This is a genomic window from Streptosporangium roseum DSM 43021 (assembly GCF_000024865.1).
Lineage (GTDB): Bacteria > Actinomycetota > Actinomycetes > Streptosporangiales > Streptosporangiaceae > Streptosporangium > Streptosporangium roseum.
Window position 1 is genome coordinate 4,516,652 of the sequence record NC_013595.1, and the last position, 12,801, is coordinate 4,529,452.

Genomic DNA, 12,801 nt, shown 5'->3' on the forward strand with positions numbered 1-12,801 from the left:
ATCCGTCACGCCCGCCGGGAACCCCACGGACCCGCCGGGCGGGGTGGCGACCCGGTCGCCCTCCGGCCGCCGTGTCCGCGGAAGCCGGCGCTGCCGGGCACGGACGACAGGGCGGCATGCCAGGCCGCGGCCATGCGGTCGTAGCCGGTGCGGCCGGGGTGGACGCCGTCGGCCAGGTCGGCGGCGGCGACGGCGGCGTGCATGTCGACCAGGTGCACGCGCCGGCCCGCGGCGGCCCTGCTCCGGACGATGCCGGGGATCGCGGCGTTGTAGGCGGCGGCGCGGGCCTCCAGCACGGGGTCGGCCAGCGGGATGATCGTGGCGACGAACAGCTCGGCGGCCGGGGCGGCCGCGGTGATGCGGTCGATGAGAGCGGAGAGCCGGGCGGGGGCGCCGGCCAGGTCGCGGTTCTGGACCATGTCGTTGGTCCCGATGTGCAGCAGCACCGTGCGCGGGGACGTCGATCCGATCCATCCGGCGACGCCGGCGTCGATCTCGTCGATCCGCCATCCGGGGTGGCCCTCGTGGTCGTGATCGGCCAGCTCGGCGGGCCCGTTGTATCCCGAGCCCACGAAGTCGACGAGGTGACCGGCGTCGGCCAGCGACCTCCACAGGGCGACGCGGTACCCGCCGGGGTCGGCGAAACCGTCGGTGATGGAGTCGCCCAGCGGCATGATCCGCGTGCCGCCGTTGGACTCCGCCGAGGCCGTGACGGGACAGGGGAGGACGGTGGCGGCGCCGAGTGCCACCGCGAGCAGCGCGGCCACCGCCCGCCTGAACCAAAAGATCATCATGGGCTCCGACGTGGATGGGGAGGGGAGAGCCGCCCGGGGCGCCCGCGGCCCCACCGTACCGTCGGGGGCCGCCCTGCGCGGCCCCCACGGGATCCCGGCCTCCCCTCCGGACCTCAGCCCGCCAGCGCGGCGAGCGCGGCCGCGGTCTCCACGGGCTTGGAGAACATCGGCCAGTGACCGGTGGGCACCACCTCGAAGCTCCACTCCGGTCCGGCGAGCGCCGCGAAGAGCGGGTGCCCGGCTGCGATCATCGCCTGGACCTGCTCCAGCGGCAACGAGCACGCGACGAGCGTCTTGGGCAGCTTGTCCACCTCGCCCGTCAGCGTCAGCGGCTGGGTCATGGTGCCGTACGGCTGAGGCGTCGCGCGGGAGGCGAACCAGTCGAGTTCGGCCTCGCCCAGCCCCTCCAGGCTGGCGCCGGCCTGCTCCTGCTCCTGCCAGGAGGGCAGCGGGTAGCTCGTCCCGCCTCCCTGCTCGGCGACCCGGGCCTCGATGACCGCCTTCCAGTCGGGCTCGTTGAGGTCCATGAACGTCAGGCCGTCGGCCGTCGGGCCGGCGTCGAGATAGACAAGGCGGGCCACGCGCTCGGGGATCCGGTCGGCCGCGCCCGTGACGGCCGCGCTGGCGCCGCTGTGACCGACGAGGATCACGTCGTGCAGGTCCGCGAAGACGACGGCGTTGACGACGTCCTGGATGTGCGTCTCAAGATCGACCCCGGCGCCCGCCAGGTGGGAGCGGTCGCCGAGTCCGGTGAGGGTGACCGGGTGGACGTCGTGACCGGCCTCGCGCAGCGGCGGGACGACCTTCTCCCAGGCCCAGGCACCGAGCCAGAAACCGGGGACCAGAACATAGGTGCTCATCGCATTATCTCCTTCTTTGTGTGGTTTTAGCTTAGAGTGGAATCCGGACAGAATCGGTCCTGATTTTTGGAGGACTTTCGAATGACCGTCACCCGGGTCCTCGCGCTGCTGGAGATCCTGCAGGCCGGCCCCGGTCTGACCGGGCCCGAACTCGCCGCCCGGCTGGAGGTGGACGAGCGCACGGTGCGCCGCTACGCGGTGAAGCTCTCCGAGCTCGGCGTGCCGGTGGAGGCCGAGCGCGGGCGCCACGGCGGCTACCGGCTCCTGCCCGGCTACAAGCTGCCGCCGCTGATGCTCACCGACGACGAGGCCACGGCCGTCGTGCTGGGGCTGCTGGCCGGGCGGCGGACCGGTCTCGCGGTGGGGGAGACGGCGACCGAGAGCGCGCTGGCCAAGATCCAGCGGGTGCTCCCGCAGGTGCTGCGCGAGCGCGTCGCCGCGGTGTCGGCGACGCTGGAGCACACCAGGGCGCCGGCGTCGGCGAGCGCCCCGAAGGCCGGGCCCCTGCTCGCGCTCGCCGACGCCGCCCGGCACCGGCAGACGGTACGGCTGGCCTACCGGTCCTGGCGGGGCGAGTCCTCGGAACGCGACCTGGACCCCTACGGCATCGTCTTCCACTCCGGGCGCTGGTACGCCGCCGGATTCGACCACGGCAGCGGGGAGGTGCGGACCTTCCGGGTGGACCGGGTGGCGGGCGCCGTACGGGCCGGGCGGTCCTTCGACGACCCGGGCGACTTCGACGCGGTCGCGCACGTGGTCGGGTCGCTGTCGGCGGTGCCGTACCGGCACGAGGTGAAGGTGCTGCTGGCCGTCCCCCTGGAGGAGGCGCGCGGCAGGATCCCGGCGGAGACGGCGACGCTGACCGAGACCGCCGATGGGATCCTGCTGGAGACGAGGGCCGAGCAGCTGGGCGGGATGGCGCAGATGCTGGCCGGGCTCGGCTGGCCGTTCACCGTGATCACCCCCGACGAGCTGCGCGGGGAGATCAGGGCGCTGGCCGGGCGGCTCATGGAGGCCGCCTCCGTCGCCGCGCCCTGATCCCCAGCTCAGCGAGGTGGCAGGCGCGGGACCGTGAGCCGCGGCCGGTCGGCCGGATTGGGCGTGTGCGGGGGATGGAGGAGCAGGCGTTCCAGGGCGACCTCGATCGCCTTGTCGAGCTGGGTGTCCACGCCGCGGGCGTAGTCCTGCGGGGTGATGTCCACCTCGATGTCGGGGTCGGTGCCGTAGTTCTCCACCCGCCAGCCCACGTCGTCGAAGGCGAAGGAGAACTCCGGCTGGGTGGTGACCGTGCCGTCGGCGAGCTGGTGCCGGGGCCAGATGCCGATCACCCCGCCCCAGGTGCGCTTGCCGATCAGCGGGCCCAGGCCGAGCAGTTTGAAGGTGTGGCTGAAGATGTCGCCGTCGGAGCCGGCCCACTCGTTGGTGATCGCGACCATCGGACCCCGGGGGGACTCGTCGGGGTAGGGCTCGGGCACGCTCCACCGCGGGAAGTTGTAGCCGAGGCGGCGGCGGGAGAGCTTCTCCAGCAGCAGGGCCGACACGTGGCCGCCGCCGTTGAACCGGACGTCCACGATCAGGCCCTCCCGGTCGTATTCGGTGAGGAAGCCGCGGTGGAACTCGGAGTAGCCGTCCGGCCCCATGTCGGGGATGTGCAGGTAGCCGACCCGGCCGCCGCTGCGCTCGTGGCAGTGGGTCCGGTTGGCCTCCACCCAGTCGCGGTAGCGGCCCGGCTGCTCGTCGCCGATGGCCTTCACGTTGAAGGTCCGCTTGTCCTGCCCGCGCCTGACGGTGAGCTGGACCTCCTGATCGGCCTGGTTGACCAGCCTTTCGTCCGGGCCGGCCGACGGGCCGACGGGCTGGCCGTTGACGGCCAGCACCACGTCGCCGGGCCGTACGTCCACCCCGAGGCGGTTGAGCGGCGAGGTGACCTCGGGATCCCAGCGGTCGCCGTTGACGATCCGGGCGACCCGGTAGAGGCCGTCCTCGAAGGACCAGTCGACGCCGAGCTTGCCCTGCCGGTAGTGCGGCCGGGACGGGTAGGCGCCGCCGCTCTCGTAGGCGTGGGAGGTGCCGAGCTCGCCGAGCAGCTCCCACAGCAGGTCGGAGAACTCTCCCCGGGTGGTGACCCGGTCCACCAGCGGGAGGTAGCGCCGGTAGACACCCTCCCAGTCGATCCCGGCCATGTCCTGGGTCCAGAAGTTCTCCCGCTGCAGCCGCCAGGCCTCGCGGAACATCTGCCGCCACTCGGCCTCCGGGCGGATGGACACCTTGACCCGCGACAGGTCGACCCATCCGCTGCCGCGGCTCGGCGTGTCGTCGTCCTCGGGCGCCTCGCCCGCCTTGATCACCCGCAGCCGTTTTCCGGCCTGGTAGAGCAGGGTGGTGCCGTCACGGCCCAGCTGGAACTCCGAGACGTCCCCGACCAGGGTCTCCTGCTTCTGGCCGGCGAAGTCGTAGACCTGCAGCGTGCCGTCGGAGGAGTCGGCGTAGTCGTCGCCGAGGCTGCCCTCCACGGGGAACGTCAGGTAGACGGCCTTGCCCTTGATCCCGGCGATGCGGTCGTAGCGTCCCTCGGGGACGGGGAAGGCGACGACGCGGTCCTGGATGCCCGCCAGGTCGATGACCACCTCGGTCTCCTGCCCGTCGTCACCGTCACCGTCACCGTCGTCGTCATCGTCGTCGTCCTTGAGCGGCCGGGGTTCGGGGACGAAGGGGGAGCGGACGTCGGCGCGGAGCCCGATGGCGTAGGGGCGGGAGCCGAGGGGGAATCCCAGGTCGAACTGGAGCTCGTCGTAGACCGGGTTGAAGACGCGCTGGCCGATGAAGTAGAGGTAGTCGCCGCCGGGGTCGAAGGCGGGGCCGCTGTCCCACAGCACCGGGCGGGTGGCGAAGAACGTCTCGCCGGTCTCGATCCGGCACAGCTTGACGGCCATGGTCTGCGCGGTGTCACGGCAGGCGTAGGCCAGCCAGCGGCCGTCGGGAGACCAGGCGAGGTCCTCGATCGCGCCGAACCTGCTGGCGTCGATCACCGTGCTCCGGGCGCCGGTCACCGTGCCCCCGGTGAGGTCGACCACGAGCAGCTCGTTGCGGTGGTTGGCGATCGCGACCCTGTCGTCCTTGGGGGAGACCTCCAGCGCGGTGACGCGCCCGGTGTCGAGGTGGTCGAGCTGGACCGGTTCGGCGCTGCCGTCGGCGGTGAGTATGGACAGCACCTCGCGGTCGCCGTCGTCGCTGGCCGCCGCGATCAGCCGCTCGTCGTCGTTCAGCCAGGTCAGCAGGCGGTAGCGGACGCCGTACGGCGCGCCGTGCTGGCGGACCGGGCCCTCCCAGTCGGCGAAGGAGAACGCCTTGCCCCGGGTGGTGATGGCCAGGCCGCTGCCGTCGGGACTGAGCGTGGCGCTGTCGAGGAAGTCCTCGGCCGCGGCGAAACGGCGGTTGCGCTGGGTGCGGGAGCTGCGCAGGCACACCTCGACACGGTGTGACTCCCCGTCCTCGACCAGGTAGAGCTCGGCTCCGGCGTGGTAGACCAGCCGGTGGCCGTCACCGGACAGGTTGCGGGCGTAGTAGTCGGCGTGGTCGGAGTGCCTGCGCAGGTCCCCGCCGTCCGCGGTGCAGGAGTAGACGTTGCCGACACCCTCGTGGTCGGAGATGAAGTAGACCCGCTCCCCGGCCCAGCAGGGCGAGGCCAGGTTGCCCGGCAGGGCGATGAGCCGCCGGAACTCCTCGGTGCCGATCCACAGGTCGCCCACGGTGCCGCCCCGGTAGCGCTTCCAGCGGGCCGGGTCGGCGGTGTTGCGGCCCAGCACGATCTGCGGGCCGTAGGAGATGGAGTTGGCCGGGCCGTACGGCAGGCGCTCCGGAATCCCGTCCGGGTGGATCCGGTGCAGCCACTTCTGCCCCTCGAAGGGCTGGGACTCGTCGCTGGCGTACAGGACGGCGCCGTCGGGATCCCAGCCGGTGACCGTGGAGCGGGCCCCGTGATAGGTGATCCGCCGGGCCGCCCCGCCGTCGGCGGGCATCACGTAGACCTCCTCCGGCCCCTCCTCGCGGCCGGCGAAGGCGAGCTGGTCGCCGCACGGGGAGAACCGGGGGTAGCCCGCCTCGGCCACCCCGGCGGTCAGCCGGAAGGCCCGTCCGCCGGTGACGGGCACCATCCACAGGTCGTCCTCGGCGGCGAAGACGACCCGGTCGCCGAAGATCGTCGGGAATCGCAGGTAGGCGGACATCGTGTCACTCCATGATCGGATGACCGGTGGGGGCCGCTCCGGTCGCCCGATCATGATTTCACGGCCGTGGCATCCCGGATCCGTTCCGGGCCCCTTGGTTGCTTTGCCGGGTTTCGGGGCTTTTACCCTTCCGGCCGGCCTGTCCGGCCGCGCGCATGACCCTGATCGCGGCCTTTCCTTGCCCTTCGGCGCCCTGGTGGATTTCCGCTCCGCGCCTGTCGCGGGCCCTCCGATGTGCAGAGTATGGCAATACGCATTTTTCGGGCATTATTCTGCCTAATGCCCTTTAAAGGCATCAATCACCCATTGTTCGGCGATTCGCGGTGTGATGGGAGCGGGCCGCCCCGCGAGGGGGGCAGACAATGATCATCGGACCGCTCCCCGCGCTCCACAGGGCGGTGCGGACGCCCTGCCCGCGCCCCCCGGCGACCCCGTACATCCGCCGGTGACGGCGCTGATGACGGGTGCGGAAAGAAGCGGTAAATCGCGGGCCTCGGAATGGATAACGATCTTCATGATTGGGCAGGAAATCCGCACACGCCTTGCGTTCCGGGGAGGTGCGGCATGGCCTGGTCGCAAGACGAGGAGCGACTACTGCTGCAGATAGAGCGTCATCTCATCGATGAGGATCCGCGACTGGTGGCGCGGCTCGAGTCGTTCAACGAGCGCGTCCAGCGCAAGGAGCACGGCCGTCGCAGGCGCGACGCGAAGAAGGGGAAGCGGTCGTCGCGCCGTCCCCGCCGGTCGACGATCGTCATCATGGTCAGCTGGGTGCTGATCGCGACCCTGATCGCCACGCTGCTCATCCTGGTCCTGCGCCACGAGGCCGCCGCGCTCCCGCTGTAGCGCCGCCGCTCGCTCCCGGCCCTCACAGGCTCCCGGCCTCCCGGCGTTCACGGGACGGCCGCGCCCCCTCCCGGCACCCCGGCGCTCACGGGGCCGACGCGTGCCCGGGAGGGCGCCGGCGGCGTCGTCAGCCCAGGCCGCGCAGGAACCGCGCGGCCACCGGCGCGGCGACCGCGCCGCCGCCCGAGCCCTCCTCCACGATGACCGCAAAGGCCAGGTCGCCCCGGAATCCGATGAACCAGGCGTGGGTCTTCAGCGCTCCCTGCGGGCCGTACTCGGCGGTGCCGGTCTTGCCCCGGGTGCCGGACGGCAGGCCCGCGTCCTTGGCAGTGCCCTTGGTGACCACCGCGGACATCATCCGGTGCATCTGCGGCGTGACGCCCTCGGGGAGCTCCTGCGGCTCGGACTTCTGCTGGACGGAGGGGACCAGCGTCGGCGGTCGCCAGGTGCCGTCGGCCAGGGCGGCGGCGACCGAGGCCATCAGCAGAGGGCTGGCGGTGATCCGGCCCTGGCCGAAGGACTCCGCGGCCAGGTCCGCGTCGCCCTGCGCCTTGGGGAAGCTGCCCTTGGCGGCCGGGACGCCGATGCTGAGCGGCCTGTTGAAGCCGAACAGCTCCGCGGCGCGCAGCAGCTTGTCCGCGCCCAGCCGCTCCTGGGTCAGCGGGGCGAAGGTGGTGTTGCAGGAGTAGGCGAAGGAGTCGGAGAAGGTCACCGCCCCGTATCCGGCGTGGTGGGAGTTGCGGATCGGCAGGCCGCCGATGTTGACGTCCTTGGGGCAGGTGACCCGCTCGCCGGGGGTCATCCCGGCCTCCAGCAGCCCGACGGCGGTGATCGCCTTGAAGGTCGAACCGGGAGGGTAGTTGCCGTCCAGCGCCCGGTTGAAGCCACCCTTGTTGTTGACCACGGCGAGGATGTCGCCGGAGGACGGCTTGATCGCGACCAGCGAGGCGGTCTGCTTCAGGTCGCGGACCGCGTCGGCCGCGGCCCGCTGGATCCGCAGGTCCAGGCTGGTCTCCAGCGCCTCGCCCTTCTCGCCCTCGATCTTGTGGATGGGCTTGACGGTCTTCTTGTCGGCGGCGACGAGCTGGATCTCGGTGGCGGGCGTGCCGGCCAGGCGCCGCTGGAAGGTCTCCTGCAACCCGCCCCGGCCGACCGCGTCGCCCACCTTGTAGGAGGAGCCGAGTTTCGTGAGGTCCTTCTCGGTGGCCTTGTCCAGATACCCGACGAGCTGCTGCACCGAGCCTCCCACGTCGCCGCCGTCGATGCGGTCGCCGCCGGCGGCGGTGATCGCCGCCCGCTCCGGCCACTTGGCCTTCAGCGCGAACGTGGCCCCGGCGGTCAGGTCGGGGTGCACGGCCGCGGGAGACCACTTGACCCGCCAGTTGCGGTCGACGACCGCCAGGTCCAGGACGCCGGCGTAGCTCCACTCGCCGACGTTCCTCAGCTTCAGCGTGGCGGTGTAGGCGGCCTGGCCGGTGCCGTCGCCGGTCTCGCGCACCGAGTCCAGCCGCACCGCGGTGCCCTCGACCGCGAGGTTCTTGCGCATGTCCTCGTAGATCTTGCCGAACGCGGGATCGGCCGCGGAGAGCTCGGCGCGCATGGCGGCCAGGTCGCCGCGCTGCCAGGCCTGGGTGAAGCGCTGGGCGGTCTCCTGGGGGGTGCCCCGGGTGTGCAGGAACCACCAGGCCCCACCCCCGGCAGCCCCCGCCACCAGCACGACGGCCACCGAGGCGATCGCGATCTTCTTGCCACGCTGCATCTGACTACCCCCAGTCCTCTAGCCCCAAGGGCCGCAGCCTAGCGCGGTCAAGGCACCGCGTTCCCGTAAATGATCACTTGCTCCGGGAGCGGCTGGGCGCGTAGCTCGGCACGTATTCCTGCCCGGACAGCTCGTGGATCGCCGTCATGATCTCGTCGGTCACCTCGCGCCGGTCGCGCGCGCTGGTCTCCGATCCGGTGAACGTCAGCGGCTTGCCGATCCGGACCCCGACCCGGCCCAGCGCGGGCACCGAGGCACCGATCGGGAGCACCTTGTCGGTGCCGCTCATCGCCACCGGGATCACCGGCGCGCCGGTGGCCAGGGCCAGCCAGGCGACTCCGACCTTGCCCCGGTAGAGGCGGCCGTCGGGGGAACGGGTGCCCTCGGGATAGATGCCGAACAGCTCGCCGTCCCTGAGCACCTGCGCGGCCGCGTCCAGCATGTCCTGGGCCGAGGTGGGGCTCTGCCGGTCGATGCTGATCTGGCCGGTGGCCCGCATCCACATCGCGGTGACGGGGTTGCCGGTGAAGTATTCGGCCTTGGCGACGAAGCGGACCTGGCGCGGGAGCACCAGGGGCAGGAAGGTCGAGTCGAGGACGGACAGATGGTTGGAGGCCAGGATGGCCGGACCAGACCCGGGCACGTGCTCAACCCCGGTGGCCTCGGTGGGCCACAGCAGGTGGAGGAAGGGGGCGCTGACGATTTTGGTCAGGCGATAGAGCACGGGCTCTCCTCATGGGACGGGTTCACCACACTAGGTGGTTGCCTGACGGCCGATGGTTGTGCGCATCCGCACAAGCAGGGCCTCGACGTTTGTAGCCCTTCTCCAAACCCCGCTTCCGTCTCAGGGCGGGGCCAGGAAAAACGAAACGCCCCATGAGGGCCGGGGCGCTCATGGGGCGTAGACGTTTAGTGCCGATGTGGCGGTCGCCTCCTCGGCGAGAGGCACAACACGGCTCCAGCCGAACGGTATTCCGTGAAGGCGGTAATTTGCGGCCCGGGGGACACAAACCACATCGGCACGATTACTGTAACCGACCTCCGCCGGTAGTTATTCCACATCGGGTCACCGGCGTGTCCAGTGCGGCTGGGCGACTCCCGCCACCCGCAGGTCGCGGCCTTTCAGGGCCACTTCGGCGAACTGCCACAGGATCGCCCCGGTGGGGGCGTGGATCACGATCGAGGGGCCCAGCGGCATCTGCAGCAGGCTCCGCCCCTCCTCGTCCGTCCGCCAGCGCGGCACCCCCGGCGCCAGGAACCGCTCCAGCGGCACCCGGTGGACGGAGGCCACCTCGTAGGGGTCGCGGCGGGGGCGCTGCCGCCCGCCGAACGCCACCACCGGAGTGATCACGAATCCGGAGTCGGCGACGAAGTCGTCCAGCAGCCCGGCCACCTCCACGTTCCGGACCGAGGCCTCCTCCTCCAGCTCCCGCAGCGCCGCCGTCACGGCGTCCTCGCCCTCCTCCAGCCTGCCCCCGGGCAGTGCCCACTGCCCGGGGTTGCGGCCGTGGGCGCCCCGCCTGATCACGATCGTGTACGGCCCGCGCCCGTCGTCCTCCAGCACGCACACGGTCACCGCGGCGTGCCGCAGGCCTTCGGCGAGGGGGAGAGCCCCCTGCCGCCGGAACCCTGCCAGGTTCGCGGTGACGCGGGAGCGGAGCTCGTCCATCGGGGGAAGCAGGGCCATGGCCGCCACGATCGCACACGCGTCCCCCGCCGTGGAGACCGGGCGCCGCGGTCCGGCGGCGCCCCACGAGCGGGCCGGCCGAGGGCGCCGTCCGGGGAGTCCGGGGAGCGGTCCGTCCGGGGACGCCGGTCGAGGAGCGGCAGCCGGAGCGGGCCGGCGGGAGAGGGGGCCGGGGGAGGGGCGGCTACGGGAGCCGGCCGGTTCCGTATGCTCCCATGACGTACGTCCGGCGCGCGGCCGCCGCCGGAGCCGCCGATCCGGAGGAGGGGCTTCCGTGGAGACCGAACGTCTGATCATGCGCCGGTGGCGGGAGGCCGACCGGCGCCCGTTCGCGGAGCTGAACGCCGACCCCGAGGTGATGGAGCACTTCCCCGCGCCGCTCACCCGCGAGCAGTCCGACGCCATGGTGGACCGGATCGAGTCGGCGTTCGACGAGCACGGCTACGGGCTCTGGGCGCTGGAGGTGCGTGCGACAGGGGAGTTCGTCGGTTTCACCGGGCTGGCGTGGCAGACGTTCGAGGCGCACTTCACCCCGGCGCTGGAGGTCGGCTGGCGCCTCGCCCGCTCCGCCTGGGGACGGGGCTACGCGAGCGAGGCGGCCAGGGCGGCGATCGGGTACGGCTTCGGCCCGGCGGGGCAGGACGAGATCGTCTCCATGACGGCGGTGGCCAACCTGCGCTCCCGGGCGGTGATGGAACGCCTCGGCATGACCAGGGATCCGGCCGACGACTTCGACCACCCGCGGGTCCCCGCCGACAGCCGGGTCCGGCCGCACGTGCTCTACCGTCTCAGCCGCGACGCCTGGCGATGAGCATCTCGACGCCGTCGAGCAGCCGTTCCAGGCCGAACTCGAAGAGGTGCTCGGGCGGGACGTAGGCGGCCTGGTAGGTCTCGCCCACGGCCCCGCCGACCTTGACGGCCGTCGGATAGACGGCCGGGTTGAAGATCCTCTCGAAGACCGGCCGGTGGGCCTGCCACCACTGCTCGTCGGTGACGCCGGTCTCCTGCTCGGCCCGTGAGGCCGCCACCGCACCGCGCACGGTGCTGTGCACGTGACCCAGGACCAGGCTGAGCACCGATTCCATCTCGACCTCGGTCAGGCCGGTGCCGGCGATCGTCCTGAGCTCGTAGTCGTACTTCGCCATGAGGTTGGGGCCCAGGGGCGGGCGCCCGGTGTCGACCTGGAGCATCCACGGATGGCGGCGGCACAGCTCCCAGTTCTCCCGGGCGACGAGCACGAGCCGGGCCCGCCAGCCCCCGGAGACGTCCCGGGGGCGGGCCGTCTCGCCGTACACGGTGTCGAGCATGACGTCGAGCAGCTCGGCCTTGCCGGGCACGTAGGTGTAGAGGGACATGGTGCCGACCCCGAGCCGCTCGGCGACCCGGCGCATCGACAGCGCGGCCAGCCCCTCGGTGTCGGCGATCTCGATCCCGGCCCGCACGATCCGGTCCACGCTCAGGTCGGGCTTGCCCTTGCGGCTGGCCCGCTCACTGGTCCGCCAGAGCAGCGCCAGGCTGCGCGCCGGATCCCCCTTGCTGCTGTGTTCCATCGGGGTGAGCCTATCGGTCACAGCGGCTTGGGGGCGGGCAGGGTGATCCTGTCGACCGCCTCGCGGCGGCGGCGCTCGGGGCGCCGGTCGTAGCGGGCCGTGGTGGCCGGTGAGGAGTGGCCGACGAGCGCCTGGGCGGTGGCCAGGTCCACGCCGGCGTCGAGCAGCTCGCCGATGAAGGTGCGTCGGAAGTCGTGCGGGGTGCGCGGCATGGCTCCCGCCTCGGCCAGCCGCCTGGCCAGGATGTCGGCGATCGCCTGCCCCGTCATGGGCGCGGGCCCGCCGTCCCTGACCCGGAGCCGCCCGGAGGCGCCGATGGGGGAGAACAGCGCCCCCGCCGGACGCCCCCGTACGGCCAGCCAGCGCTCCAGCCGGCCGACGGCCTCGGTGGTGAGATAGACCATCCGCTCCTTGTCGCGCTTGCCGCGCACCCGCAGCGAGCGCGATCCGGGGTCGTAGTCGCCCAGCGTCATCCCGGCGATCTCGGCGCGGCGGCAGCCGGTGGAGTAGAGCACCGCCAGCAGGGCGGCGTCGCGGGTCCCGGCGGGGGAGTCGTCGCGGTCGCACGCGGCCAGCGCGGCGCCCACGACCTCCGGCGGGACGTGCTGGCCGGTGGGCAGGCGGGTGTGCTCGACGGTCGGCAGGTCGGCGGCGCGCTGGTACTCCTCGGCGGTCATCTGGCCGAGCCGCCAGGCCTCGCGCAGCACCCTGCGCAGCGCGACCAGGTGCTTGTTGACGTAGGCGGGCGACCAGCCGCGCTCGGTCATCAGGGCGCGGATGCGCACGGTGTGCTCGTAGCGGAGGAGGTGCCAGGGCCGGCCCGCCCCGGAGGAGACCTCGTCACCGGAGACGAGGGCGGCCAGGCGGTCCAGGCAGCCGCGCATGGCGCGGCGGGACTCGGCGCTGGACAGGGAGTCGAGGTAGACCTGGTAGGGGTCCCGCGCGGGCTCGACGGGGGTCCGGGGCGACTCGGGTACGGCTGGCACGTTCACGCCGCCGACCCTATCCACTCTTGTTAATCTACATCGTAAAGGCGTCCGGCTGGATAAAAACGATCATGAACATGCGGGCCACGCGGG

11 protein-coding genes are annotated in these 12,801 nt (G+C 72.2%); 3 read left to right on the forward strand and 8 right to left on the reverse strand.

The features are described from left to right. Positions 1–5: 5 nt before the first annotated feature. Both SROS_RS19695 and SROS_RS19700 read right to left on the reverse strand, forming a co-directional pair. Positions 6–794, reverse strand: coding sequence for an SGNH/GDSL hydrolase family protein (locus SROS_RS19695; protein ID WP_218919877.1), 789 nt, complete (start codon positions 792–794; stop codon positions 6–8). A 113-nt stretch (positions 795–907) separates the two neighbouring features. Beyond that, complete coding sequence (locus SROS_RS19700) at positions 908–1,654, reverse strand: alpha/beta fold hydrolase (RefSeq protein ID WP_012890708.1); 747 nt, start codon at positions 1,652–1,654, stop codon at positions 908–910. Positions 1,655–1,735: 81 nt separating this feature from the next. Here SROS_RS19700 and SROS_RS19705 point away from each other — a divergent pair, with 81 nt between their 5' ends. Next, on the forward strand, positions 1,736–2,692 hold the full coding sequence (locus SROS_RS19705) for a helix-turn-helix transcriptional regulator (RefSeq protein WP_012890709.1): 957 nt from the start codon (positions 1,736–1,738) through the stop codon (positions 2,690–2,692). An 8-nt stretch (positions 2,693–2,700) separates the two neighbouring features. On the opposite strand, the gene SROS_RS19710 is transcribed toward SROS_RS19705, so the two are convergent. Then, positions 2,701–5,880: a S41 family peptidase gene (locus tag SROS_RS19710; RefSeq protein WP_012890710.1), complete on the reverse strand. Its 3,180-nt coding sequence runs from the start codon at positions 5,878–5,880 to the stop codon at positions 2,701–2,703. A 564-nt stretch (positions 5,881–6,444) separates the two neighbouring features. On the opposite strand from SROS_RS19710, the gene SROS_RS19715 reads away from it, so the two are divergent. Then, positions 6,445–6,726 (forward strand): DUF3040 domain-containing protein, encoded by a 282-nt coding sequence (locus SROS_RS19715; RefSeq protein WP_012890711.1) that lies wholly within the window; start codon positions 6,445–6,447, stop codon positions 6,724–6,726. Between the two features lie 127 nt (positions 6,727–6,853). Here SROS_RS19715 and SROS_RS19720 read toward each other — a convergent pair whose 3' ends face one another. The 3 genes from SROS_RS19720 to SROS_RS19730 all read right to left on the reverse strand — a co-directional run bounded on the left by SROS_RS19720 (position 6,854) and on the right by SROS_RS19730 (position 10,172). Further along, positions 6,854–8,485, reverse strand: coding sequence for a penicillin-binding transpeptidase domain-containing protein (locus SROS_RS19720; protein WP_012890712.1), 1,632 nt, complete (start codon positions 8,483–8,485; stop codon positions 6,854–6,856). Between the two features lie 73 nt (positions 8,486–8,558). Beyond that, positions 8,559–9,209 (reverse strand): lysophospholipid acyltransferase family protein, encoded by a 651-nt coding sequence (locus SROS_RS19725; protein ID WP_012890713.1) that lies wholly within the window; start codon positions 9,207–9,209, stop codon positions 8,559–8,561. 342 nt (positions 9,210–9,551) lie between these two features. Beyond that, a complete protein-coding gene (locus SROS_RS19730) occupies positions 9,552–10,172 on the reverse strand; it encodes an NUDIX hydrolase (RefSeq protein WP_012890714.1) in 621 nt (206 codons plus the stop codon). 274 nt (positions 10,173–10,446) lie between these two features. Between SROS_RS19730 and SROS_RS19735 the strand changes: the two genes are divergently transcribed. Further along, positions 10,447–10,983, forward strand: coding sequence for a GNAT family N-acetyltransferase (locus SROS_RS19735; protein ID WP_012890715.1), 537 nt, complete (start codon positions 10,447–10,449; stop codon positions 10,981–10,983). Here the strand turns inward: SROS_RS19735 and SROS_RS19740 are convergent. Continuing rightward, the gene (locus tag SROS_RS19740; protein ID WP_012890716.1) at positions 10,961–11,722 is read right to left on the reverse strand and encodes a TetR/AcrR family transcriptional regulator; all 762 of its coding nucleotides are present in this window, start codon (positions 11,720–11,722) and stop codon (positions 10,961–10,963) included. The genes SROS_RS19735 and SROS_RS19740 overlap by 23 nt on opposite strands. Positions 11,723–11,739: 17 nt before the next feature. Further along, positions 11,740–12,714, reverse strand: coding sequence for a tyrosine-type recombinase/integrase (locus SROS_RS19745; protein WP_012890717.1), 975 nt, complete (start codon positions 12,712–12,714; stop codon positions 11,740–11,742). Positions 12,715–12,801 lie beyond the last annotated feature (87 nt).